Annotated in this window: 21 protein-coding genes; 8 read left to right on the forward strand and 13 right to left on the reverse strand. The window is 54.1% G+C overall.

The annotated features are described in order from the left end of the window. Window positions 1–34 precede the first annotated feature (34 nt). From argH to ACFQPC_RS08430, 3 genes are all read left to right on the forward strand, one after another. Window positions 35–1,429: an argininosuccinate lyase gene (gene argH, locus ACFQPC_RS08420; protein ID WP_382271429.1), complete on the forward strand. Its 1,395-nt coding sequence runs from the start codon at window positions 35–37 to the stop codon at window positions 1,427–1,429. Between the two features lie 339 nt (window positions 1,430–1,768). Then, on the forward strand, window positions 1,769–2,353 hold the full coding sequence (locus ACFQPC_RS08425; protein ID WP_382271430.1) for a TRAP transporter small permease subunit: 585 nt from the start codon (window positions 1,769–1,771) through the stop codon (window positions 2,351–2,353). Window positions 2,354–2,368: 15 nt separating this feature from the next. Beyond that, window positions 2,369–4,060, forward strand: a complete 1,692-nt coding sequence (locus ACFQPC_RS08430) for a TRAP transporter large permease (RefSeq protein WP_382271431.1) — start codon at window positions 2,369–2,371, stop codon at window positions 4,058–4,060. Window positions 4,061–4,254: 194 nt separating this feature from the next. Here the strand turns inward: ACFQPC_RS08430 and ACFQPC_RS08435 are convergent, their stop codons facing one another. After that, a complete protein-coding gene (locus ACFQPC_RS08435; RefSeq protein WP_382271432.1) occupies window positions 4,255–5,334 on the reverse strand; it encodes a TRAP transporter substrate-binding protein in 1,080 nt (359 codons plus the stop codon). A gap of 179 nt (window positions 5,335–5,513) precedes the next feature. Then, window positions 5,514–6,878 (reverse strand): metalloprotease PmbA, encoded by a 1,365-nt coding sequence (gene pmbA, locus ACFQPC_RS08440; RefSeq protein WP_382271433.1) that lies wholly within the window; start codon window positions 6,876–6,878, stop codon window positions 5,514–5,516. 87 nt (window positions 6,879–6,965) lie between these two features. Between pmbA and yjgA the strand changes: the two genes are divergently transcribed. The 3 genes from yjgA to ACFQPC_RS08455 are packed head-to-tail and all read left to right on the forward strand — an operon-like array spanning window position 6,966 to window position 8,850. After that, on the forward strand, window positions 6,966–7,553 hold the full coding sequence (gene yjgA, locus ACFQPC_RS08445; protein WP_382271434.1) for a ribosome biogenesis factor YjgA: 588 nt from the start codon (window positions 6,966–6,968) through the stop codon (window positions 7,551–7,553). Then, complete coding sequence (gene mog / locus ACFQPC_RS08450) at window positions 7,537–8,151, forward strand: molybdopterin adenylyltransferase (protein WP_382271435.1); 615 nt, start codon at window positions 7,537–7,539, stop codon at window positions 8,149–8,151. The genes yjgA and mog overlap by 17 nt, the downstream gene beginning before the upstream one ends. Before the next feature lie 36 nt (window positions 8,152–8,187). After that, the gene (locus ACFQPC_RS08455) at window positions 8,188–8,850 is read left to right on the forward strand and encodes an alpha/beta hydrolase (RefSeq protein ID WP_382271436.1); all 663 of its coding nucleotides are present in this window, start codon (window positions 8,188–8,190) and stop codon (window positions 8,848–8,850) included. Between the two features lie 336 nt (window positions 8,851–9,186). Here the strand turns inward: ACFQPC_RS08455 and purU are convergent, their stop codons facing one another. Together purU and ACFQPC_RS08465 are read right to left on the reverse strand one after the other, a co-directional pair. Further along, window positions 9,187–10,056: a formyltetrahydrofolate deformylase gene (gene purU, locus ACFQPC_RS08460; RefSeq protein WP_382271889.1), complete on the reverse strand. Its 870-nt coding sequence runs from the start codon at window positions 10,054–10,056 to the stop codon at window positions 9,187–9,189. 163 nt (window positions 10,057–10,219) lie between these two features. Further along, window positions 10,220–10,762, reverse strand: a complete 543-nt coding sequence (locus ACFQPC_RS08465; RefSeq protein WP_382271437.1) for a bactofilin family protein — start codon at window positions 10,760–10,762, stop codon at window positions 10,220–10,222. Window positions 10,763–11,345: 583 nt separating this feature from the next. On the opposite strand from ACFQPC_RS08465, the gene ACFQPC_RS08470 reads away from it, so the two are divergent. Then, window positions 11,346–12,440 (forward strand): YjgN family protein, encoded by a 1,095-nt coding sequence (locus ACFQPC_RS08470; protein ID WP_382271438.1) that lies wholly within the window; start codon window positions 11,346–11,348, stop codon window positions 12,438–12,440. Window positions 12,441–12,455: 15 nt separating this feature from the next. Further along, window positions 12,456–13,445 carry a M48 family metallopeptidase gene (locus tag ACFQPC_RS08475; protein WP_382271439.1) on the forward strand — a complete coding sequence of 330 codons (990 nt, stop codon included), beginning with the start codon at window positions 12,456–12,458 and terminating at the stop codon, window positions 13,443–13,445. Window positions 13,446–13,512: 67 nt separating this feature from the next. Here ACFQPC_RS08475 and ACFQPC_RS08480 read toward each other — a convergent pair whose 3' ends face one another. From ACFQPC_RS08480 to ACFQPC_RS08520, 9 genes are all read right to left on the reverse strand, one after another. Then, the gene (locus tag ACFQPC_RS08480) at window positions 13,513–14,088 is read right to left on the reverse strand and encodes an elongation factor P (RefSeq protein ID WP_012078983.1); all 576 of its coding nucleotides are present in this window, start codon (window positions 14,086–14,088) and stop codon (window positions 13,513–13,515) included. Between the two features lie 126 nt (window positions 14,089–14,214). Beyond that, complete coding sequence (earP, locus tag ACFQPC_RS08485; RefSeq protein WP_382271440.1) at window positions 14,215–15,375, reverse strand: elongation factor P maturation arginine rhamnosyltransferase EarP; 1,161 nt, start codon at window positions 15,373–15,375, stop codon at window positions 14,215–14,217. 58 nt (window positions 15,376–15,433) lie between these two features. Then, complete coding sequence (locus tag ACFQPC_RS08490) at window positions 15,434–16,990, reverse strand: DHA2 family efflux MFS transporter permease subunit (protein WP_382271890.1); 1,557 nt, start codon at window positions 16,988–16,990, stop codon at window positions 15,434–15,436. Beyond that, window positions 16,991–18,187 (reverse strand): HlyD family efflux transporter periplasmic adaptor subunit, encoded by a 1,197-nt coding sequence (locus ACFQPC_RS08495; protein ID WP_382271441.1) that lies wholly within the window; start codon window positions 18,185–18,187, stop codon window positions 16,991–16,993. After that, entirely contained in the window at window positions 18,184–19,689 is a 1,506-nt protein-coding gene (locus ACFQPC_RS08500) for an efflux transporter outer membrane subunit (RefSeq protein ID WP_382271442.1), read from the reverse strand. Before ACFQPC_RS08500 ends, ACFQPC_RS08495 begins: the two co-directional genes overlap by 4 nt. Window positions 19,690–19,708: 19 nt before the next feature. After that, on the reverse strand, window positions 19,709–20,215 hold the full coding sequence (locus ACFQPC_RS08505) for a MarR family winged helix-turn-helix transcriptional regulator (protein ID WP_382271443.1): 507 nt from the start codon (window positions 20,213–20,215) through the stop codon (window positions 19,709–19,711). Between the two features lie 104 nt (window positions 20,216–20,319). Beyond that, the gene (locus tag ACFQPC_RS08510) at window positions 20,320–21,255 is read right to left on the reverse strand and encodes a LysR substrate-binding domain-containing protein (protein WP_382271444.1); all 936 of its coding nucleotides are present in this window, start codon (window positions 21,253–21,255) and stop codon (window positions 20,320–20,322) included. A 90-nt stretch (window positions 21,256–21,345) separates the two neighbouring features. Beyond that, window positions 21,346–22,299, reverse strand: coding sequence for a carbamate kinase family protein (locus ACFQPC_RS08515; RefSeq protein ID WP_382271445.1), 954 nt, complete (start codon window positions 22,297–22,299; stop codon window positions 21,346–21,348). A gap of 86 nt (window positions 22,300–22,385) precedes the next feature. Further along, window positions 22,386–23,939 (reverse strand): xanthine permease, encoded by a 1,554-nt coding sequence (locus tag ACFQPC_RS08520; RefSeq protein WP_382271446.1) that lies wholly within the window; start codon window positions 23,937–23,939, stop codon window positions 22,386–22,388. Window positions 23,940–24,030 lie beyond the last annotated feature (91 nt).

Here is a 24,030-nt window from a genome sequence, read left to right on the forward strand (position 1 = left end):
TGTTCTATAATCGCGTATTCATTAGGACCCAATTATGACAGCACAACTCTCCAAAAAGAGCGAGGCCTGGTCGGCACGCTTCAACGAACCCGTTTCCGATCTGGTCAAACGTTACACTGCTTCTGTATTTTTCGACAAGCGCCTGGCCCAGGTAGATATCCAGGGTTCGCTCGCACATGCAGAGATGCTGGCGCACCAAAACATCATCAGCCAGCAAGACCACGCGGAAATCCAGCGCGGCATGGCACAAATCCAGGAAGAAATTGCTTCCGGCAAGTTTGAATGGTTGCTGGACCTGGAAGACGTCCACCTGAATATTGAAAAACGCCTGACCGAGCTGGTCGGCGATGCCGGCAAACGCCTGCACACCGGTCGTTCGCGCAATGACCAGGTTGCCACCGATATCCGCCTGTATGTACGTAGCGAAATCGACAATATCGTCGGCTTGCTGCGCGACCTGCGCCTGGCACTGCTGGACTTGGCTGAAAAACACGCCGACACCATCCTGCCTGGCTTCACCCATATGCAAGTGGCACAACCGATTACTTTCGGTCACCACATGCTGGCCTATGTTGAAATGTTCAGCCGTGACGCCGAACGCATGCTGGATTGCCGCAAGCGCGTCAATCGCCTGCCGCTGGGTGCCGCTGCACTGGCCGGCACCACCTTCCCGATCGACCGTGAACGTGTCGCACGTACACTGGACTTTGAAGACGTTTGCCACAACTCGCTGGATGCGGTGTCGGATCGCGACTTCGCGATTGAATTCTGCGCCGCTGCTGCGCTTATCATGACGCACGTGTCGCGCATGTCGGAAGAATTGGTGATCTGGATGAGCCCGCGCGTCGGCTTCATCGATATCGCCGATCGCTTCTGCACCGGGTCGTCGATCATGCCGCAAAAGAAAAACCCGGACGTCCCTGAACTGGCACGCGGCAAGACCGGTCGCGTCAATGGCCACCTGATCGCATTACTGACCCTGATGAAAGGCCAGCCGCTGGCCTACAACAAGGATAACCAGGAAGACAAGGAACCGCTGTTCGACACCGTCGATACCGTGGTGGATACGCTGCGCATCTTTGCCGATATGGCGACCGGCATCACGGTCAAGCCGGATGCCATGCGCGCCGCCGCTTTGCAAGGGTATGCAACCGCGACCGACCTTGCCGACTACCTGGTGAAAAAAGGCCTGCCATTCCGTGATGCACATGAAGCCGTCGCACATGCAGTGCGTGCCTGCGTCGACCGCGGCTGCGACCTGAGCGACCTGACACTGGAAGAAATGCGCGTCTTCTCGTCCCTCATCGAAGCCGATATCTTTGAAGTGTTGACACTGGAAGGCTCGGTCGCTGCACGTAACCACGTCGGCGGCACCGCACCACAGCAGGTACGCCTGGCTATCGCCCGGCACCGCAGCAAGCTGAATTAAACGGTAATTCCGGGCATGCAACTCTGCATGCCCGTTTTGTATCCGGCCTTAAGTTTTTCAGAATATTACATAACCCATTTTTTGTAGGGTCTTTATGTGATCAATACCCTCTGAAAATCGCATCATTTCCCTCTGTCGTAATCTTCATGTCAGCTAGGCGCTGTATTGTGCTGCCTTGTGAAAATGGGATATGTGTGTACGTATTAAAAACGCTTTCGTAACATGGGCGTCAATTGATATGACTTATACTCACATGGCAATAAAAAGCATCTTCGCAGGCATTAATAAACAGGGGCATGCGCACGTGCTTCATTCAAAATCAATCTGGAGACAAAAATAATGTCTTTTTTGCTATCGCTATCGCGATTCATTGATGCCCTCAATGAAAAAATAGGCCACGGCATCAGTTGGGCTTTATTGCTCGCTGTCCTCATCTGTACCGGCAATGCCGTTATGCGCTACATATTCAACATCAGCTCCAACGGCTGGCTTGAAATTCAATGGTATTTGTTTGGCGCCATCTTTTTGCTGGCAACCTCGTACACGCTGCGTCGCAATGAACACGTCCGCATCGACGTGATCGTAGGCCGTTTTTCCAAACGTACGCAAGTCTGGATTGATTTGCTCGGCTTCCTGCTGTTCCTGATGCCTGCGACTTTGCTGATCTTGTACTACTCCACGCCTTACGCGCTGATTTCGATCGAAAACCAGGAAGTTTCCAGCAATGCCGGCGGCCTCATCGTTTGGCCTGCGAAACTGCTGATTCCGATCGGTTTCGTATTGCTGGCCCTGCAAGGCGTATCGGAAATCATCAAACGGATCGGTTACCTGAAAGGTGTGGTCCCTGCCAGCGCCTTTGAAAAACAGGCCGCTACTCCGGAAGAAGAAATTGCGGCGATCAAAGCTGCGAACAAACTTAACTGATCGCCAGGAACAAACATGACTGAATTTCTCATTGCGAATATGGCGCCGATCATGTTCGGCGCGCTCGTGGTATTCCTGCTATCAGGTTTCCCGGTTGCTTTTTCACTGGCCGCCAACGGCCTGTTCTTCGGCTTGATGGGCATTGAACTGGGCCTGCTCAAACCGGAACTGCTGCAAGCCTTGCCGAATCGTATTTTCGGCATCATGGCGAACGACACCTTGCTGGCGATTCCATTCTTTACCTTCATGGGCCTGATCCTTGAACGTTCAGGGATGGCGGAAGACTTGCTCGACACCATTGGCCAGTTGTTCGGCCCCCTGCGTGGTGGTGTAGCGTATGCGGTTATTTTCGTCGGTGCCTTGCTGGCGGCAACTACCGGTGTGGTCGCTGCATCGGTGATTTCAATGGGCTTGATTTCGCTGCCTGTGATGTTGCGCTATGGCTATGACAAGAAAATCGCCAGCGGCGTCATTGCCGCTTCCGGTACCTTGGCGCAGATCATTCCGCCATCGCTGGTGCTGATCGTGATGGCCGACCAATTGGGCCGTTCCGTTGGCGATATGTACCAGGCAGCCTTCTTCCCAGGCCTGATGCTGACCGCGATGTATGCAGGTTACATTCTGCTCATCTCCATCCTGAGACCAAAATGGGTTCCAGCCTTGCCGGCTGAAGCACGCAACTTGCGTCAGCCTGACGGCTCCAGCGGTGTTATTTCCTTGCTGATTTTGATCGCCGGAACTGTCGGCGCTTGCCTCGTATTGGAAAAAATCCTGTTGGCAAGCAATTCGAAGCTGCATGCAGATGAAGGTTTGATTTACGCAGCAACATTGAGCATTGCCGGTGCTTTCCTGATCGCCTACATCAATCGCAAGATGAAACTGGGCATGTTGTCGAAGATCGCTGAACAGGTTGTTTTCGTACTGGTTCCGCCACTTGCACTGATTTTCCTGGTGCTCGGCACCATCTTCGTCGGTATTGCAACCCCGACCGAAGGCGGCGGCATGGGTGCTTTTGGCGCGATCGTCCTGGCATTGATGAACCGTCGCTTGTCATGGGGCTTGCTGAAACAGGCCATGAATTCGACTTCACGCCTGTCCTGCTTCGTGATGTTCATCCTGATCGGTTCCAGCGTGTTCGGCCTGATCTTCCGCGGCGTCAACGGTGACCTGTGGGTAGAACACCTGCTGACCTCTTTGCCAGGCGGTACTGCCGGCTTCCTGATCGTGGTCAACATCCTGTTCTTCGGCCTCGCCTTCTTCCTCGACTTCTTCGAACTGGCGTTTATCCTGGTACCTTTGGTTGGTCCGGTAGCCGAAAAAATGGGTATCGACCTGATCTGGTTCGGCGTGTTGCTGAGCGTGAACATGCAGACTTCCTTCATGCATCCACCTTTCGGCTTCGCCCTGTTCTATTTAAGGTCAGTCGCGCCGAAAGAGGTCAAAACCTCGGATATTTACTGGGGCTCGGTACCGTTCGTGCTGATCCAGGTCATCATGGTGACGCTGATCATCGCCTTCCCGAAACTGATCTCGGTCGACTCCAAAACCGATATGCATGAAAAGATCGAGTTGAAGATCGACATGGGTGAAGGAGGCGTCGACTATGGCAATGATGGCGCTACGGATAGCAGCAGCGACAAACCTGCCGCCAGCGACGATGAAGCACCACAACTGAACTTCTCGACTGAAGAACCGGCCAAGAAGTAATACAGGACTCCCCTGACAATCCCGCACGATGCCTGTGCGGGATTTTTTTTGCCCGTAGCAAATACCCGTCACCAGAGCAGCCCTGCCGCACCCTTCTCATGCTTTTATCAACAAACGGCGCGATGGAAGGCTGTTTCAGGCAGGCATAAAAAAACCCGCAGCACAGGCTGCGGGTTTTAATGAAGCGGTAAGGATTACTTACGGCCGATCATGAAGTTCTGGATAGGCACTTCAGCCACCGAGAACCATTGGTTCTGGTCTTGACGGAAGCGTTTCCATGGTTCGTAGATCTTCTGGAACTTGGCATTCTTCGCGGCTTCTTCATCCATCGTTTCAACGGCAGCCTTGTAGCAAGCTTCCATGATCGGTTTGGAGAATTGACGCAGCTTGACGCCGTTCTTCAGCAAACGTGCCAATGCGGCTGGATTACGTGCATCGTATTCCGCTTGCATCACGACGTGTGCTTCGTAGGAAGCGGCTTCTACTGCAGCCTGGTATGCCTTAGGCAGTTTTTCCCATTCCTTGATACCGATGTAGAACGAGAGTTGCAGGCTAGGCTCCCACCAGCCTGGTGTGTAGTAGAACGGCGCGACTTTGTTGAAGCCGAGTTTTTCATCGTCGTAAGGACCGATCCATTCTGCTGCATCGATGGTGCCTTTTTCCAGTGCCGGGTAGATATCACCACCGGCGATCTGTTGCGGTACCAGGCCGAGGCGTTGCATGACGCGACCGGCGAAACCACCGATACGCATTTTCAAGCCTTGCAGGTCTTTAACTTCCTTGATTTCCTTGCGGAACCAGCCACCCATCTGGGTACCGGTGTTACCGCCCAGGAAGTTGACGATGCCGTAGTCTTTGAAGAATTCGCGGGTCAGTTGACGACCACCGCCCTGGTCGAACCAGGCGGTTTGCTGACGCGAGGTCAGGCCGAATGGAACAACAGCGTCGAATGCGAATGTAGGGTCTTTACCAAAGTAGTAGTACGAAGCGGAGTGACCGATTTCAACGGTACCGGCCTGTACTGCATCCATCACTTGCAGGGCCGGGACGATTTCGCCGCCTGCGAAAGGACGGATATTGAATTTACCATCCGTCAGTTGCGATACGCGTTTGGTAAATACATCCGCTGCGCCATAAATCGTGTCTAGCGATTTAGGGAAGCTGGAAGCCAGACGCCAGTTAATCGTCGGGTTGGTTTGTGCAAAAGAAGGCACGGCAACCGCACCTGCGGTAGCGCCGACTGCTGCTTTCTTAAGGAATGAACGACGTTCCATTTTGTCTCCTGGAGTGGTTAACGACAACAGCTATTTGAAATTTTCTTGCCGATAAAATCAGCCGTTAAATCTCATTCAAATTATTAGTTGTAAGGGTGACGTAAGTTGCCCGAAGTAGAAAAAATCTTCCTGCTTTACGCTATAAACAACTGGTATAACCATACACCGAAAATGCCGTATTAACCACCCGCAACAACCATATTTTCAATTAACACCGAACCGGTTTGTTTGGTTCCACGCACCAGGGTATCGGCGCCGATCGCGACTACCTGCATGAAGATATCCTTCATATTGCCGGCGATCGTAATCTCTTCGACCGGATACTGGATCACACCCTTCTCGACCCAGAAACCGGAGGCGCCACGCGAATAATCGCCGGTCACATAATTGACGCCCTGGCCCATCAATTCGGTTACCAGCAAACCGGTGTCGAGCTTCTTCAGCATCGCCTTGAAGTCGTCGGTGGATTTCGTCAATGACGAAGTCATCGCAAGATTATGTGAACCACCCGCATTGCCGGTGGTTTGCATGCCGAGTTTACGGGCCGAATAAGTCGACAGGAAATAACCTTGCACGATGCCGTCCTTGACCACATCACGGCGGCTGGTCTTCACGCCTTCTTCGTCAAATGGCGACGAACCGACGCCGCCTATCACATGCGGATCTTCCACGATCTGTACATGGGGTGCGAACGCAGGCTTGCCCAGCGAATCCAGCAAAAAAGTCGATTTGCGATACAAGGCGCCGCCGGATACGGCCTGCACGAAAGCACCGAGCAAACCCGCCGCCAATGGTGCTTCAAACAGGACCGGGCATTTGCGGGTGTCAATCTTGCGCGCATTCAGGCGTGCCAGTGCACGTTGCGCCGCGTACTGGCCGACCGCTTCCGGTTTGGCCAGCTTCTTGGGATCGCGCATCGATGAATACCAGTCGTCGCGCTGCATATTGCTGCCCTTGCCGGCAATCGGTGCGACCGAAATGGTGTGGCGCGAATATGGATAACCGCCGATAAAGCCGCGTGAATTGGCCGAAACGAAGTGCGATTGCTGCGCATAGACGCTGGCACCTTCGCTGTTCGTGATGCGTTTATCGACAGCAAACGCCGCCGCTTCACCACGTTTCGCCAGTTCCACCGCTTCTTCACTGGAAATCAGCCATGGATAGCACAATTGCAAATCCAAGGGATTCCGCTCCAGCATGTCGGCGTCCGGCAAACCGGCGCAATCGTCTTCCGCGGTAAAGCGGGCGATGTTGTATGCCGCCTCTACCGTGTCTTTCAGCGCCTGTTGCGAAAAGTCGGAAGTACTGGCATTGCCGCGGCGCACGTGGCCATCGCCGCCCAGGTAGACGGTGACGCCCATACCCTTGTCTTTATTCTGTTCTATCGTCTCGACGCCGCCTTTACGCACCGAAACCGACAAACCACTGCCCTCATTGATCTCTACGGCGGCATCGGATGCGCCTTTTTCCTTCGCATAACGCAGTACGTCCTGCGCCAATTGCTTTAACTGATCTTGACTATGTATAAACACTGATTCGCTCATGAGGGGTCGTTTTCTTCGGAAATACCTATAAAACAGTTATCATAGCAGTCGTTTACAGAATGGCTCTACGCCTTATCAAATCAGATCATGCCAAATCCTAACCGAGGCTCCTGCGGCTTCCAGTCGACCGAATTCGAACAGGAATACGAACGCCCATCAAAATCCGAGCTGAAGCGCCAAATGACGGCCTTGCAAAAGCTCGGTGAAGAGCTGATCGCCGAACCGCGCGACCGCGTCAAACGCGTGCCGATGCCGGAAGATGTGCGCGACGCCATCCTCGAATGCCAGTTGATCAAGGATCACGAAGGACGCCGCCGCCAGACACAATATGTCGGCAAAAAAATGCGTACGCTGGAACCGGACGAAATCGCCGCTATCCAGAAAATGCTGGATAGCTGGAAAGGCGCATCCAAATCCGAAACCGCAGCCCTGCACGCGATTGAACGCAAACGCGACAAACTGCTGGCCGACGACAAGGCCTTGACCCAGTTACTGGAAAGCAATCCGGAACTGGATGCACAGCACCTGCGCACTTTGATCCGCAACGCCCGCAAGGAACAGGCAGAGAACAAACCGCCGAAAGCCTATCGCGAAATTTTCCAGATCCTGAAACAACTGCAGGCAGCTGCTGCCGCATCAACCACGGATGAAGAAGACGATGTCGAAGAAGACTAACCCGGATGAATTGAAGATCGGCCTGGTATCGATCTCTGACCGCGCCTCCAGCGGTGTGTACCAGGACGAAGGCATACCTGCGCTGCAAGCGTGGTTCACCTCGGCCCTGACCAGTGAATGGCAAGTGGAAACCCGCTTGATCCCGGACGAACAATCCGCCATTGAAAAAGCCTTGATAGAACTGGTCGACATCGAACGCTGCGACCTCGTCATCACCACCGGCGGTACCGGTCCGGCCCGACGCGATGTCACGCCGGAAGCAACCATTGCTGTCGGCACAAAGGAAATGCCGGGCTTCGGTGAACAAATGCGCCAGATCAGCCTGCACTTCGTTCCCACCGCGATCCTGTCGCGCCAGGTCACCGTCATACGCGAGACCGCCGATCATGCGGCGCTCATCATGAACCTGCCGGGCCAGCCGAAATCGATCAAGGAAACGCTGGAAGGTTTGAAAGATGCCGACGGCAAACAAATCGTAGGCGGTATCTTCGCGGCCGTGCCTTATTGCATAGACTTGATGGGCGGCCCGTATATCGAAACCAATGAAGCGGTCTGCAAAGCCTGGCGTCCGAAGCACGCAATCCGTCCGGCCAAATAATTTTTTAACTACCCGTAATTTTTACTCACGATCATCATGACCTTAGAAACAGTCGAACTTGAAACAGCACCCAACCCAACCGTTTCCATCATCTGGATGCATGGCCTAGGCGCCGACGGCAACGACTTTGTTCCTATCGTCAGAGAACTCGACCTGAGCGGCTTGCCTGGTATCCGCTTTGTATTCCCGCACGCACCGGAAATCCCGGTTACCGTCAATGGCTTCCGCGAAATGCCGGCCTGGTACGACGTCGTCGTTACCGAATTCGGCCGTGAAGAAGATGAAGCCGGTTTGCGCGCATCGCAAGTGTCGATCAATGAATTGATAGAACGCGAAAAAGCACGCGGCATCGCCGCCAACAAGATCCTGATCGCCGGTTTCTCGCAAGGTTGCGCGATGACCTTCCAGGTCGGCCTGCGCTATCCGGAACGCCTGGGCGGCCTGCTCTGCCTGTCCGGCTATGTACCTATCGACTCGACGCTGGAAGCCGAAGCCAGCGCAGCCAATAAAGACATCCCTATCTATTACGGCCACGGCCGCGGCGACCAGGTCATCCCTATTACGCGCGCACAGCGTTCGCTGAGCCTGCTGCAAGCTTTGGGCTATAACGTGGAGTGGCATGAGTACAATATGCCGCATTCGGTTTGTGGTCCGCAGCTGGATGATATTTCCAATTTCCTCAAACGCGTTCTGAATTAAGCGTTGGGTTAGGTAATAAAAAAGCACGCTATATGCGTGCTTTTTTCTTTTTTGGATGAACCTAAGAGGCTGTGGTGGTTGCCCGCTTTGACGCAGCCGTTTGTGCGAGGCAAAAAATGGAAAAAGAAGTGGACGTTGTTTGAGCGTAGCGAGTTTCGTCCGCTTCCCATTTTTTGACTTGCACAAACGGGGACCCCGTAGGGGCTGTGGCTTCGCGGTCGCCTTCTTTTGCTTACTTTTCTTGGCGAGACAAGAAAAGTGAGCGGCTGCCGGGCCGCTCCCGGCAACCCAAGCATGATCGAAGAAAGAGCAGCATCAAGACCAGGAAACCAGAACCTACTTAAACACCACCGTCTTATGTCCATTAAGCAAAATGCGATGCTCAATGAAATACTTAACCGCGCGCGCCAGCACCACACACTCAACATCGCGACCAATCGCAGTAAGCGTAGCCGGATTCATCGCATGATCCACCCGCTCCACATCCTGCTCGATGATAGGACCTTCATCCAGATCACCAGTCACGAAATGCGCAGTCGCACCGATCAGCTTCACACCACGTTCATGCGCCTGGTAGTAAGGCTTGGCGCCCTTGAAACTGGGCAGGAAGGAATGATGGATATTAATCGCACGTCCTTGCAAGGCCAGGCACATTTGCGGTGACAGGATTTGCATATAGCGCGCCAGTACCACCAGGTCGATTTCCGCACTCTTTGCAATTTCCAGCACCCGATCTTCCTGTGCGCGCTTGGCCCCTTCTGATGCACCGGGTGCCAACGGTAAATGATGGAAGGGAATGTTGTAACTGGCTGCCAGCTGATAGAAATCAGTGTGATTGGAAACAATGGCAGGAATTTCCACCGGCAACAAACCGCTTTTATAGCGGAACAGCAAGTCGTTGAGACAATGCCCTATCTTCGACACCATCAACATCACACGCGGTTTCTTTTGCGCATCGTGCAGTTGCCATGTCATCTGCATCGTTTCGGCCATCGCAGCGAAATCGGCGCGCAAGACTTCATCGTTGACAGATGAATCTTCCGCGGCGAAGTAAACACGCATGAAGAAGAGTTGCGACTGTGCATCACCGAACTGCGCCGACTCAATAATATTGCAGCCGTGCCCGGCCAGAAATCCGGATACACGTTGCACGATACCGCGTTGGTCGAGGCAGGATAGATTAAGAACGTATTCGGGATGCATGATGGGTACCTGAATGACAGCGCTTGCAGTTCAAGCGGGGAGCCATATTGTCGCACGGCTTTCTTGATCGCGAGAAACCCTGCCTGCCCAGGCGCACAAAATCCCTCGCAGCACCACTGGCGGTGCTGCGAGGGATCAGCTTACTGCTAATGACCAGCTTAAACGATCAGACGCTTTTTGCGACTGCCAGGCCTTTCGCCTGGGCGCTGGTGCCACCGACTTGCACATCACCCGCCAGTTGGCCACCTTCTTCGATTACGACATTGCCGTAACGAATTTTTCCGGAGACTTTACCGGATGCATAGATCACCAGCTTCTGGCGTACCGTCAGCTCGCCATCGAAGGTGCCGTGGATCTCAGCGATATCGATACCGGCCGAACCTTTGAAAGAACCGTCTTTCGCAATCTGGATCACGCGTGAATCCATCGTCGCTTCAACGAAGCCTTCCACTACCAGCGTATCGCAATCCGTGATCTCGACACCTTTGAGTTTGATGTTGGGGCCGACAATCAGCTTGCTGCCAACTTCATTGGTATGTTGGTTCGATGTTGCACCGGACGAATTGAAACCGGTAGCAGGAGTTGATGCTTTAGGAAAACTGGAGCTGCCTGTGCTTGAACTGGACAAAGGGGACGAATTGGTTGTGCTCATAGGAGGGTTTGGCGTATTGGATTCTCGCTTGCCAAAAAGCGTGTCTGATCGAAGCATGAAATCTCCTGAAAATAATTGTCGCGATGACGTAATAAAAATAAATGAATACGCTGGCAGCATCGGCAGTACATCGCGCGTAACGGCATTCCGGCTTATCTGTTTTGCGTGGTGGCAATGCGACGTGTAGAAAAAACATACTCTCTACCTCACACAACCAACGCTTGGTGTCCCACGCGTTTTTAAAGTTCACATTTGTTACATTTTTATTAAAAATATTTTGCTTAAATTTTAGGCAGCACATTCCTGTCGCTTGAATTTGAAATCAGCAAATAAAATGTGAAATGAAATGCCGTGTAATAACTACATGCAAGCAGACGGCATGCGATGTGCACAGAGAAATGGATGGAGCAATTTATTGCCGGGAGTTATCTGAAAGAAAAATCACAAGACGTCCGCAAACATCCGCACATCTCCATCATCCACTTTATCCGCCCCCACCTCCATCGAGAGCTGTCATATAGCCGATATATTTGGCCTGCATACTCGGCGCACGACTGTGCTTGACAATTACTTATCAACAAGTAACCTTGTGCAGTCTTACTCGCAGTACTTAATAACAATAAACCCGCAGGGAGCAAAAATGACCGACGCAGCTGTAGTCCACGAAATACCCGAAAGCAATTCCTTCCAGTCCGACACACCGATACGTTTTTCCTTCAGCGGTACCGGCAGCGAATATTTCCGCATCTGGATCGTCAACTTGCTGTTTTCCATCCTCACACTGGGCATTTATTCCGCCTGGGCAAAAGTACGCCGCACCCGTTACTTCTACGGCAGCACCAGCGTCGCCGGTACCAGCTTTGAATATCACGGCAATCCGGTTGCCATCCTGAAAGGACGCATCATTGCCGTCCTCTTGATCATCATCTACAACCTTGCCTTCGAAATGTCCGGTGTTATCGGCCTGTTGATGGTGCTGCTGGTGATGGCGCTGACGCCGTGGTTGATCTGGAAGAGCCTGCAATTCAAACTGTACAACTCCAGCTATCGCGGCATCCGCTTTGGTTTCCGTGGCGCATTGAAACAAATTTACTGGGTGTACCTGGCTTTGCCTATCCTCACCATGCTATCCGTCTTCGTGCTGGCACCCTTCACGCATCAACGCGTCAAGAAATTCCAGCATCAGGAAAGCCGCTTCGGCACCAGCCACTTCTCTTTCAGCGGCACAGTTGGCAGTTTTTACAAAGCTTATCTGCTGGTCTTCGCCATCTGGCTGGCTGGCGTCATTGCCATCTCAATCGCACTGGGCGGTTCTTTATTTGCCATCATTACAGCTGACAACATGGACCGCGAAGCAGCAGCAGCTGCAGGCGCTGCCGGTGTCATCCTGTTCTTTGGTGCGCTGTATGTCTGGATGTTCCTGCTCTTCCCTATCTTTGCGACCCTGATCCAAAACCTGATCTGGAACAATACGCAGCTCGAAAAGCATCGTTTCCTCAGCGATATGAAATGGACACGCATGACCTTCATTACCGTCACCAACATCATCGGTATTATCTGCACCTTGGGACTGTTCCTGCCATTCGCCCAGATACGGATAATGAAGTACCGCATCGAGTGCATGTCCATGCTTCCTAACGGCAGCCTGGAAAATTTCATTGCAGCAAGCCAGCAACAGGTTTCCGCAACTGGCGAAGGCGTAGCCGACCTGCTTGATTTTGATTTGTCGCTGTAAGTGCGGCAGTCAGGCATGAGCATCCCCGCCCTTTATTTCGATGGCAAGACTTCGCGTGCGCATCACGTCACGCTATCGGTAGAGGGCGGGCTAGCAACGATCTCAGGTGATGCTGAGCGCAGCTGCCCCATCAGTGAGTTGCGCGTCTCCGAGCGTGCGCGCAACACCAAGCGCAAGGTTACCTTCCCGGATGATGCATATCTGGAGATAGTCGATACCGCAGCTTTCGATGCACTGCTGGCAGATACCGGCCATCAGGATTCCTTTGTCGTACGCATGCAGCAAAGCTGGCGGGGAGCGCTTACGGCCGTAGTCGCGACCCTGGTCGTGCTGACGCTGAGCTATCTGTACGTGTTGCCGCTGGCATCCGAAGGTATCGCCAAGATGCTGCCGGAAAAGGTCGAACGTTCCATCGGCAAAGGCATGCTGGATTTCCTCGATAAGCAAATCTTCGCGCCAAGCAGATTGCCACCGGCACGACAACAAGCGCTGATCGAGCAATTCAAGCACCTGCAGCCACCACGGGGAGACCTGCCGGATTACCGCATCCTGTTCCGCAGGAGCAAGATAGGTCCGAATGCATTTGCCCTGCCCTCGGGTGAAATCATCATCACCGACGAACTCGTCCAACTGATGAAAAATGATGAGCAAGTCATGGGAGTACTGGCACATGAACTCGGCCACTTGCATGAACGCCACCTGATGCGACGGGTGGTGCAGAGTTCGGCGATAGCTGCTTTGACCACCGTGGTGTTTGGCGATGCATCGGCGATCGTGGCGAATATTCCGACCTTACTGCTGGATATGAAGTACTCGCGTGATGCTGAGCGTGAAGCGGATGACTATGCGATCGCGATGATGAAAACAAACGGCATAGACCTGGCGCATATGGCCGGCGGCTTTGAACAGTTACAAGCGGCGACCAAGGAAAGCACGCCACCGCCCTATCTGTCCAGCCATCCTTCAACTGACGAGCGTATAGAGCACATACTCAAGTCACGTTAAGCCATGCATATGGCGCAGACGAAAAAAAAGCTGCCTGATCGGCAGCTTTTTTATTTTCAAGCGCTGATTAGTTACGAACCACGCGTTTGTATTCATTGGTACGGGTGTCGATTTCGATCACGTCGTCCTGGCTCACGAACAGTGGCACCTGGACAGTGTGGCGATGTGCTTCAACCGCATTTTCGATTTTCGCTTCTTTCAAAACGTTACCCGAAGTGTTGCCCTTAACTGCCGGCTCCGAGTACACAACTTGACGTGCGATGGTGATAGGCAATTCAACCGAGATTGCTTTACCGTCATAGAACACCGCTTCGCATTCCATACCGTCTTTCAGGTAGTGCAATGCATCGCCCAGGTTTTCTTCTTCGATTTCATACTGGTTGTATTCTTCATCCATGAATACATACAGCGGATCAGCAAAGTACGAGTAAGTAACTGGTTTCTTGTCGAGAACTACAACGTCGAACTTGTCGTCACCGCGGAATACGTTTTCCATCGGGGTGTTCGTCAGAAGATTTTTCATCTTCCATTTGTATGTGAAGCCCGTGCGGCTAGAACCATTGACATCAGAACGCAACACGATCATAGGTTTGCTATCAACCATAATGATGTTGCCAACGCGAATTTCTTTTGCAGGTTTCATAAAAAGTGTACGTAAAAAGTGGGTTGCATAAAAATCATCGGTCGCCTCCCGCCCAACAGCGCCGTAAGCTCACGTTTGATCGAATTCTAAATTAGCCGAGAATTATACCTTTTCTGCGCGCACGACTTAAGGCAGCGTAGTGGCAAATTTCAACAAATTTGACGCTAAATCGCCATTTTTCAGCATTTGACGCTGCCAATCGGCTGATTTTTCTACTATTTCAGCCATATCGGCTTCTACCGCAGCCCATAAAACACCCCAGTCCACGGCTTCATCGCCATCTGTCACCCCGGCACCGTTCCAGTACAGGGAAAATGCCGCGAGGCTGGGTACAGCCGCCACATAGCGTTGCAAAAATGCACGCAACTTCTTGTGATGCAGGTTTTCATCCTGCGGATAGATATGCCAGACAAAAGGCCACCCGGCCCATTGTGCGCGGACAAAGGAGTCTTCCCCGCGCACGAAATTGAAGTCGCATGCCCATAGCAACTTGTCGTAATCCGGCTGCGGTACAAAAGGCAGTACGCGCACCGTCAAGCTGCCGTGGCTGGCAAACGCACCGGCTTTGGCTTCTGTACCGAGGAAGGCTTGCACCGCTTCGGTTGCCACGCCTTCCGGCACCAGGCAGCAGACTGGCGCAGTACCGCTTTGCCATACCCGGAACAATTCGGCGACCGGCGCATACGGATAACAAAACAAGGAAACCCTGGTCGCCGCCATCTCTGCCGGCGTCACCCCAAACCGGGCGAGGAAGTCCACCATCGCAGCCGGATCAGCCTGGAACTGCAAGCGCTGTTGCTCCAAACCTGCTTCACGCAACAAACCACCGGTTTTATCCGTAAAGCCTGGAAAGAAAAAGTGCTTGGTCAGCGGCAAGCGTGGATGCGGCGAAGTCAACAGATGACAACCTTCAACCCACTCCTCTGCGGTCAGGCCTTCGAGGTTAAACCAGCGCGGACGCGGTTCGCATTGCGCCATGGCGGCAATGTAGCCGGGAGGAATATCCACCGCAAAGAATTCGATCACGATATCAGCCACGTCGGCCGTCGTGTATTCACCATCCTGGCCCCGCCAGTGGCGGACGGTGACGCCGGCCACCTGCTGCAGTTCGAGATCCAGTACAACTTGCGGACAAATACGCCGGAAGCTGGCCAGGTCATCAACCCACAGGGTGACCGCGATATGGTGTTCTTGTTGCAGCTGGCGCGCGAGGCGCCAGCAAATGCCAATGTCGCCGTAGTTATCGACGACACGGCAAAACAAATGCAGGGTAGTTGGAGAAGTCATGCTGCCGGCCAAAATTCAATCCCAGCATGATAGACGATCAGCCACCCGCTGCGCTGAATCAATGTGCGCCTGCGGCATCGGCACCACCAGCCGCCTTGCTGCGTTTGGTAATCCAGATGAAACCGATCAGGCACAGGAACATGATGGCCGACATCCAGAACAGGTCGGTTGCCGCCAGCGTACTGGCCTGCACCGTCATCTGACGGTCTATCACCGCCCAGGCCGCCTGCTCCGACATGCCGCGCGCCATCAGCGTACTCACCGCCTGGCCGAAGGCCGGGTTATGCGCACCGGTGTATTCCGCCAGTTGCGCATGATGCAGGATGGTACGGTTATCCCACATGGTCGACATGACCGAAGTACCGATACCGCCGAACATGATACGGACGAAGTTAGACAAACCCGCAGCTGCCGGAATCTTGTCCGGTGCCTGTCCGGACAGGATGATGGACGTCAGCGGAATAAAGAACATCGCCATCGCCGCACCCTGGATCACGGTCGGGATCATCAGCGTCATCATGTCCACGTCCTGCGTGAATTGTGCGCGCATGAAGAACACCAGTGAAAAAATCAGGAAGGCAGTCGTCGCCACCCAGCGCGCATCGATCTTCGGCAGCATCTTGCCGACGATAGGCGACAGGATAATCGCGAAGATACCCACCGGTGCCATCACCTTGCCGGCCTCGGTGGCGGTATAGCCTATCTGCGTCTGTAACCAAAGGGGCAGGATCACCAGGCTGCCGAAGAACAAACCATAGGCAACCGAAATTGCAATCACACCGCCACTGAAGTTGCGCCCCTTGAACAGGGACAAGTCCACCACCGGATGTTCTTCACCTATCTCCCAGATCACGAAGTAAATGAAGGCCACTACCGCGACGGAAGCAAGGATGATGATTTCGCCAGAATGGAACCAGTCCAGTTCCTTGCCCTTATCCAGCATCAATTGCAGTGAGCCTACCCATAACACCAGCAAGACCAGGCCGACCTTGTCGATAGGCAGCTTGTAGGTTTTGGATTCGCGCTCTTTATATATGGACCATGTCGCCCACGCAGCAAAGAGGCCGATCGGAATATTGATAAAAAAGATCCACGGCCAGGTGTAGTTATCCGAAATCCAGCCACCGAGCAGCGGCCCCATGATAGGCGCCACCAGCGTCGTCATGCCCCAGAAGGCAAGCGCCATCCCACTCTTGGCGGGCGGATAACTGGACAAGAGCAAAGCCTGCGACAAAGGAATCATCGGCCCCGCCACCGCACCCTGTAACACGCGTGCTGCAATCAGGATTTCAATACTGGGGGCAAAGCCGCACAGGCAGGAAGCCAGCACGAACAAGAGGATGGAACCGATGAAGAGGCGTACCTGGCCTATGCGTTGCGTCAGCCAGCCGGTCAGTGGAACCGAGATGGCATTCGCCACCGAGAACGAGGTGATAACCCAGGTGCCCTGCTGCGGCGACACACCAAGGTCACCGGAAATTGCAGGGATCGATACGTTTGCAATCGAAGAATCGAGCACGTTCATGAACACTGCCAGCGATAAAGCCAGCGTGCCAATAATGAGCGGCGTGCCGCTCAGTGGCGGCACGACAGAACGAGGAGTGGCGCTCATGATTTAGTGTTTGCCTGTGTTCGCAGTGCTATTGTTGTTGGCGGCAATAATCTGGGTGACGCGAGCTGCGGCCTGGCTGCCTGCATCTTCAAACACGGCGGTCTGGTATGCCGGTTCGGCGCGCGGTGCAATCGTCGAAGTCAGCGAAGTCCCTTCCGATTTGGCGACATCGACATCAACCTGCATCGACAAGCCTACGCGCAAAGGACGCTCTTCCAGCTCCTTCGGATCCAGGGTAATCCGCACCGGAATACGCTGCACCACCTTGATCCAGTTGCCGCTGGCGTTCTGTGTAGGCAACAGGGCAAACGCAGCACCGGTACCGGCCGACAGACCCGCCACCTTGCCGTGATACTTGACGCCGCTACCGTACACATCGGAATACAGTTCTACCGGCTGGCCGATACGCATCTTCGCCACTTGTACTTCCTTGAAGTTGGCATCCACCCACAAGGCATTCAAAGGCACTACCGACAACAATGGTGTACCGGGTGCAACGCGCTGGCCGACCTGCACCGAACGCTTGGCGACATACCCGGTGATTGGTGCCAGCAAGGTATTACGCGACAAGGCGAGGTAAGCCGCTTGGACCTGCGCTGCTGCACGCTGCACATTAGGATGCTGCGCAACCGTCGTCCCATCGGTCAAAGCCTGGTTCGAAGTCAATTGATCACGCGCCGCCTGCAAGGCAGACTCGGCAGCGATCAATGCAGTCCGTGCATGTTCGAGATCTTCTTTCGCTACCGCACCGGTGCCGCTCAATTCCTGGCGACGTGCCAGGTCGTCACGGGCACGGGCGACATCGGCGACACGCTGTGTCACTGCGGCACCCAACGCACCGTTGTTGACGAACAGCGTACGTACTTCACGTACCGTCTGTGCCAATTGTGCTTCGGCCTGGTCCAGCGCGACCTTGGCATCACTGTGATCGAGGTCTACCAGCGGTTTTCCGGCTTGCACCAGCTCGGTATCATCGGCATGGATCGCCACCACCGTGCCGCTTACCTGCGGCGTCACCTGTACGACATTACCGGCGACATAAGCATCATCGGTATCTTCAAAATGGCGCGCGTAAATCGCCCACCAAATGCCGTAGGCGATCAGTAACAAGGCCAGCAGGATGGATACCGCAATCAGGCGTTGGCGGCGTTTACCGTTGGATTTAGGTGTTTCTGCTACTTCTGGGCTGGTCGTATTCATGATGCACTTCTCACGGAGGTGGAAACGGTAGTTGAATTGGAATGATCTTTATCGAGGTCCAGCGCCTGCGCGTCGAAACCACCGCCCAGCGCCTTGATCAGGGTGATGCGCAAATCGCTGCGACGCGCCTGTGTATCGAGGTCTATCCGGCGTTGCGACAGCAAGGTCATTTGCGCCGACAGTACCGGCAGCATATTGGTGGTACCGACACGCTCGCGTTGTTGCGCCAGCTGGAAGCTGTTCGACGAAGCCTGGGTCGCCAGGCGCTGCTGTTCACTTTGCAGGGTAGCCGCGCGCAAGGATTGCACCTGGTCAGCCACATCATGCAGCGCTTCGTTCAGGGTTTCGTTATACGTCGCGACCAGGCCGTCATAGGAAGCGACCTGCCCTTTCAGATTCGCGCGCAGGCTGCGATCGAAAATCGGCAAATAGATGGCGGGTCCGACGCCAAACGTGCGGCTTCCGCTTTTGAGAAAATTAGTAAGGCCCAGGCTGGAGAAACCGGCAAAAGCCATGATATTGACGTTCGGGTAAAACTCGGTTTTGGCGGCATCGATATTGCCTTGCGCCGCTTCGACATTCCAGCGCGCAGCGACGATGTCCGGACGACGACCGACGAGATCCAGCGGCAATGCATCCGGCAGGGCAATTGCTGTTTCGGCCGGCAAATAAGGACGGGCTATTTGCAAGCCACGATCCGGGCCTTGGCCCAGCAAGGCCGCCAATTGATTGCGTGTGAGGGAGATCGCTTCATTCAGTTGCGCGTTTTCCGCACGCAGGCTGGCGAGGCTTTGATTCGTTTGTTGATTCTCGCTTTGTGTACCGAGGCCGACTTTAAAACGCAATTGCGTCAGGCGCTGGATTTCCGCACTGGCTTGCAACTGCTGCTGGTTCAAATCCAGCTGCCCATACTGGCGCGCCAGCTGGACCCAGGCACGCGCGACTGCGGTGGCTATCATCAGGCGTGCATTGTATTGCTCGGCCTGCGCTGCTTTGCCACTCGACAAAGCACTGCGCAATTCAGCCGCATGCTTGCCCCAGAAATCAAAATCGTAGGAAAAGTTCAGCGACAGTTCATTGTCCGATTTATAGGAACCGCCCAGGGGTGGCGGGAAAATACCATTTTCGGAATAGCGCTGGTAAGTACTGCTGGCATTGGCCGACCACGATGGACGCGCCCGCGCGCCGGCGGCATCAACAGCGGCTTGCGCACCGGCGACGCGTGCCGCCGCCACCTGCAAGTTTGGATTACCGGCAATCGCCTCATCCACCAAGGCCTGTAAAGGTGCACCACCTATTGCCTGCGCCCATGACGCATCCGGCCATTGCCCGCCCTGCTGCGGCAAGGATGCGGTACTCGTGTAATCGCTGCTTTGCTTCAGGCTGGCGCTCGGCTCTATGCCCTTGAAACTGGCACAGGCACTCAGCAAGACGGCAGCACAACAGGCCGTCACTACACCGCGGAGCGGGAAGCTGAAACCTTGGTATGAAGAAGTTTTCATGATTGATCCTGCTAGTTATTTACTGCTTGCTTGTCGCTTTTTCTGCGACGGGGACATCACCAGCATTGCTATCCAAAAATTTGCGCAACAGGCTTTTCAATGTCGTTACTTCTTCCACGCTGAAATCGGCAAAACTCTGGTTCAACACCACGGAATACAGGGTCGGCAACTGCTCGGCCAGCGCAGCACCGGTTTCGGTCAAATGCAGGTCGATCACGCGGCGATCATCAGCACGCGGTTTACGCACCAGCATGCCGCGCTTTTGCAGGCGATCAACCATGCGCGTCATTGAAGCCGAATCAAGGTAGAGCTCGCGCGACAATTCGGCCGCGGTCGAAAAATTACCGCTGGCCAGCATCATCACTACCGCACCCTGGGCCGAGGTAATGTCATGCGCAGCCAGTTTGGCATCGACTCTTTTCGCCAGTTTGGTACGCGAACGGGCGAGCAGGTAACCAACGCTGTCTTCAATGCAATAGCTGCCGGGAGGAAACTTTTCTTTCATCTTTGTCAAAATAGGGGTCATGTCAATAACTGCATAGGCAGCTATTATGCCGAAAAGTTCAAAAGCTTGCACGAGGCCGCCAAATCCGGGGCAGCGCGTTTTTTTGGCTATCGGGATGGAGGGAGTTAAACGACGTCCTGGTGCAGCAAATCCTGATAGAGCGCGTGTAGTGATCCGCCTTTGGCGAATTCAGTCTTGATCCACTGCGTCACTTGCCCAGATGTACTTTGCTGGGTCGCCAGCAGCATATTGGAGTTTTGTCGCGGGTTCTGTACCTGCTTCCTGACCAGCGCGCCGCTTTGCAAATGTTCGGCTACCAGGTAATCCGGCAGGAAGCCGATGCCATTCCCCAATATCTGGCATTGGCACTTTGCATTGAAGTCCGGCACCTGTATCGCTTCCTGTCCGTACAACAGCCATCCCACCTTCTTGTTGATCGTATAGGCGCTGTCTTTTACCGTGATCGCGGGGAACAGGCGCAATTGGCTCTCGGGTATCGGCTCCTGCTCACGTGCCAATGGATGGCTGGGCGCGAGGACAAATTCCCATTTGATATAACCGATCTCGGCATAATCAATGCCACCGCCTTCCATTAAGGTACCCGGCGCACCAATCGCAATGTCGACATTATTATTGATAATCGCATCCCACACGCCGTTGTAGACCTCGGTGGTTACCGCAATCTGGCAGGTCGGGAAATGTTTTTTCAGGGCTTGCAGCAACAAGGCGGTGTGTCGCGGCGTGTGCAAGAGGCTATTGATGCATATCCTGATCTTGGCTTCTATGCCCTGCTCCATCGTATAGATGCCACGTTTGATGGCGTGGAATTCATGCAGCAGTTCTTCGGCCTTGCGATAAAAGTAAAAGCCTGATTCAGTCAGTTCAATATTGCGCGTATTGCGTATGAAGAGCGTAACCTCCAGATAGGTCTCCATCCGTTTGATCGTATAGCTGACTGCCGAGGTCGTGATCCCCAGTTCTTCGGCAGCCTTGCGGAAGCTGGCGTGTTTGACCACCGTAGTGAAGGTGTGGAGGTTTTCTTCTGAAAAAATCGAATTCATACGGTCTCTGCAGGAAACTGCTTACGCTCAAAACGGCGGAACTGGGAAATTCATACTACCAGTTAGCGTACCCATCCCGCCGTTCAATCACTATACCGTCACGATATGGGTTCCGGTTTCCCTTTTTATCGCCTGTGGCAATTTTTCCGGTGTAGTAATAATGACCCGGCTGCCACCGCTGGCGAGGAAATTAAGGCTGGCCTCGATTTTAGGCAACATGCTGCCGGCCGGGAAGTGCCCTTCCGACATATAGCGGCGCGTCTCTTCCGAAGTAATCTGTCCGAGTGCCTGCTGATTCGGTTTGCCGAAGTTGATGCAGACTTTTTCCACGCCGGTCGTAATCGCCAGGATATCGGCATCCAACTCCTTCGCCAGCAAGGTCGTGGCAAGGTCCTTGTCAATCACGGCATCCACGCCGCGGTACAAATGATCGCCATCCTGCACCACCGGTATGCCGCCACCACCCAGCGCAATCACCACGAAGCCACGCTCCAGCAATGAAGTAATCGCATCGGTTTCCAATACTTTCACCGGCACCGGCGACGCCACGACGCGACGATAACCGCGTCCCGAATCTTCGACGAATTTCCAGTCCGGATGCTCCTGCACCAGCAAATCACGTTGCTGTTCGCTGAAGAACGCACCGATGGGCTTGGTCGGGTTGCTGAAGTTGATATCATCAGCGGCAACCTCGACGCGGGTAATCAGTGTAATCACCTGTTTATTAATGCCGCGTTGTGTCAGCTCGTTGACCAGTCCCTGTTGCAACTGATAGCCGATACCACCCTGCGTATTGGCAACGCAATTTGCCAGCGGCACGATAGGAATGTCTTCATACTGGCTCGCCACTTCGGCACGACGCAGGTCCAGGCCAACCTGCGGACCATTGCCGTGCGTAAGAACAATGTTATATCCCCCTTCCAGCATATCGGCGATATTGCTGACGATGGCCTTGATCGCCTTTTCCTGATGCTGGATACTTTGCTGTTCATTACTGGTAATAATGCTATTACCACCGATGGCGATAACTACGAGTTCGTTCATGAGTATGATCCCGAAAATTAATCTGCACGGAGGGCCAGTGCCGCCCCGTGCAGCGCTACAAAAAAATGTTGAATAAAGCCAGATACTTACGACGCCAGCTTGCCGCCGTCTGCGTCAACCGCCAGCGGCACTGCCGCCTTCACATCCATGTAATGCTTGACCAGGAATACGCCAGCCATCATCAGGTAGGCATACACAAACGGCATCGAAGCAGGAGCTGCAAAACCAACTACCGGTGCATGGATAATTCCGAGCAAGGCCAGCAATGCGCCGGTGCCAGCCGCCACCGCACCACGCAATGGATGATTCAGGATTGCGAAGATCGCGATACAACCCCACAACATGCTGGCCAGCGGCGCACCACTACCCAGGTGCAGCAGCCCGTTGTAATACACACCCTTATGGGCCAGCGCTTGCGTGCCCAATACCTTGGCTGAAGTTCCCGCCGTGGCCATCACGTTGTTGACGATCGTCAAAGCCCAGTTGGCGATCCACGGGAACATGCAAATGAAGATGACAGGTACCTCGACCTTGGGTGTCTCTCGCACCACCTGATTGGCCGTGACAACACCGATGAAAACCAGGATGGGGACGATCGCCGTCATCGGGATCACCGCCAGCAGGAAGGCACCCAGGCCAAACAGCGATACCAGCAGCATGGAGACACCGGTCGCGACCGTATAACCGATGCCTGCACCCATCGCTTTCCAGCCGGCATGACCAACATACACGGTGACCGGGAATGGATTGCCGCAGAAGCAACCCAACGTGGACGACAGGCCGTTAGCCAGCATCACATTGCGGGTATCGTATGGATCACCGGCAGCGTGGGCGCTTTCAATGTTTTCCAGATCGAAGATGTAGTTAGCCAGGCCCAGCGGTACGGCAGAAGCCAGGTAGGGCAAAGCGTGCGGCAAACCTTGCATGAAGCTATCGATGTGCACGGATGGCGGATTGAAGCCAAACGAAGCCAGCGATGCCTTGATCGCTTCCGGGCTCTGCAAGCCGAAGGCCCATGCCAGCACCGTGCCGACTACCAACAACAACAAACCGGTAGGAATACGTGCGAACAATGGCGACTTGCCAAACCAGTTAATGAAGATCAGCAACAGGACGATGAAAGAAACCGTCGGTGTTTCAAATGCCTGCAGCATCGGATTCATCGCCAGCAACAGCAAGCCGAGGCCGGACAGGCAAGACAACAGCACCGTGCGTGGAATCATCTTCCTGACGGTTTCACCGATGAAGGAGCCACCTACCAGGATCATCGCTTCGACGAAGCACCAGACCAGCGCGATCTGCAATGCAAACTCGGCATCCTTGGTTTGCTGGTACACCGGCATCAGGACCAGGAAAGTCACCGTGAAAATCGAAGGTGCGCTCGGTCCCGAAGGCAAGGCGGTAATGTCCTTGCGATGTCCGGACTTCGCCATCTTGATCCCGAAGTAACCATAAAACATACTGGCGCAAAACACGGCCAGGCCAAATGCCGGCGTGATCCGGCCATAGACCATTTCTTTCGGCAAACCGACCACGAAGAGCAAGAGCCCCATCATGGTTAATAGATTCGTCAGGTTGTTGGTCAGCAAACCGAAGTAGGCTGCCCAGTCACCTTTTTTCCACCATATCTGCTTTTCCATACAGTCAATCTCCTCGATATAGACGAGTTATTTTTTATGTGTATTCACTTTCTGCAGGCGCGAGTTGTCCCACACCCGAATCGGATGAACA

Origin of the sequence: Herminiimonas glaciei, assembly GCF_042664955.1 — a bacterium.
Classification (GTDB): Bacteria; Pseudomonadota; Gammaproteobacteria; order Burkholderiales; family Burkholderiaceae_D; genus Oxalicibacterium; species Oxalicibacterium glaciei.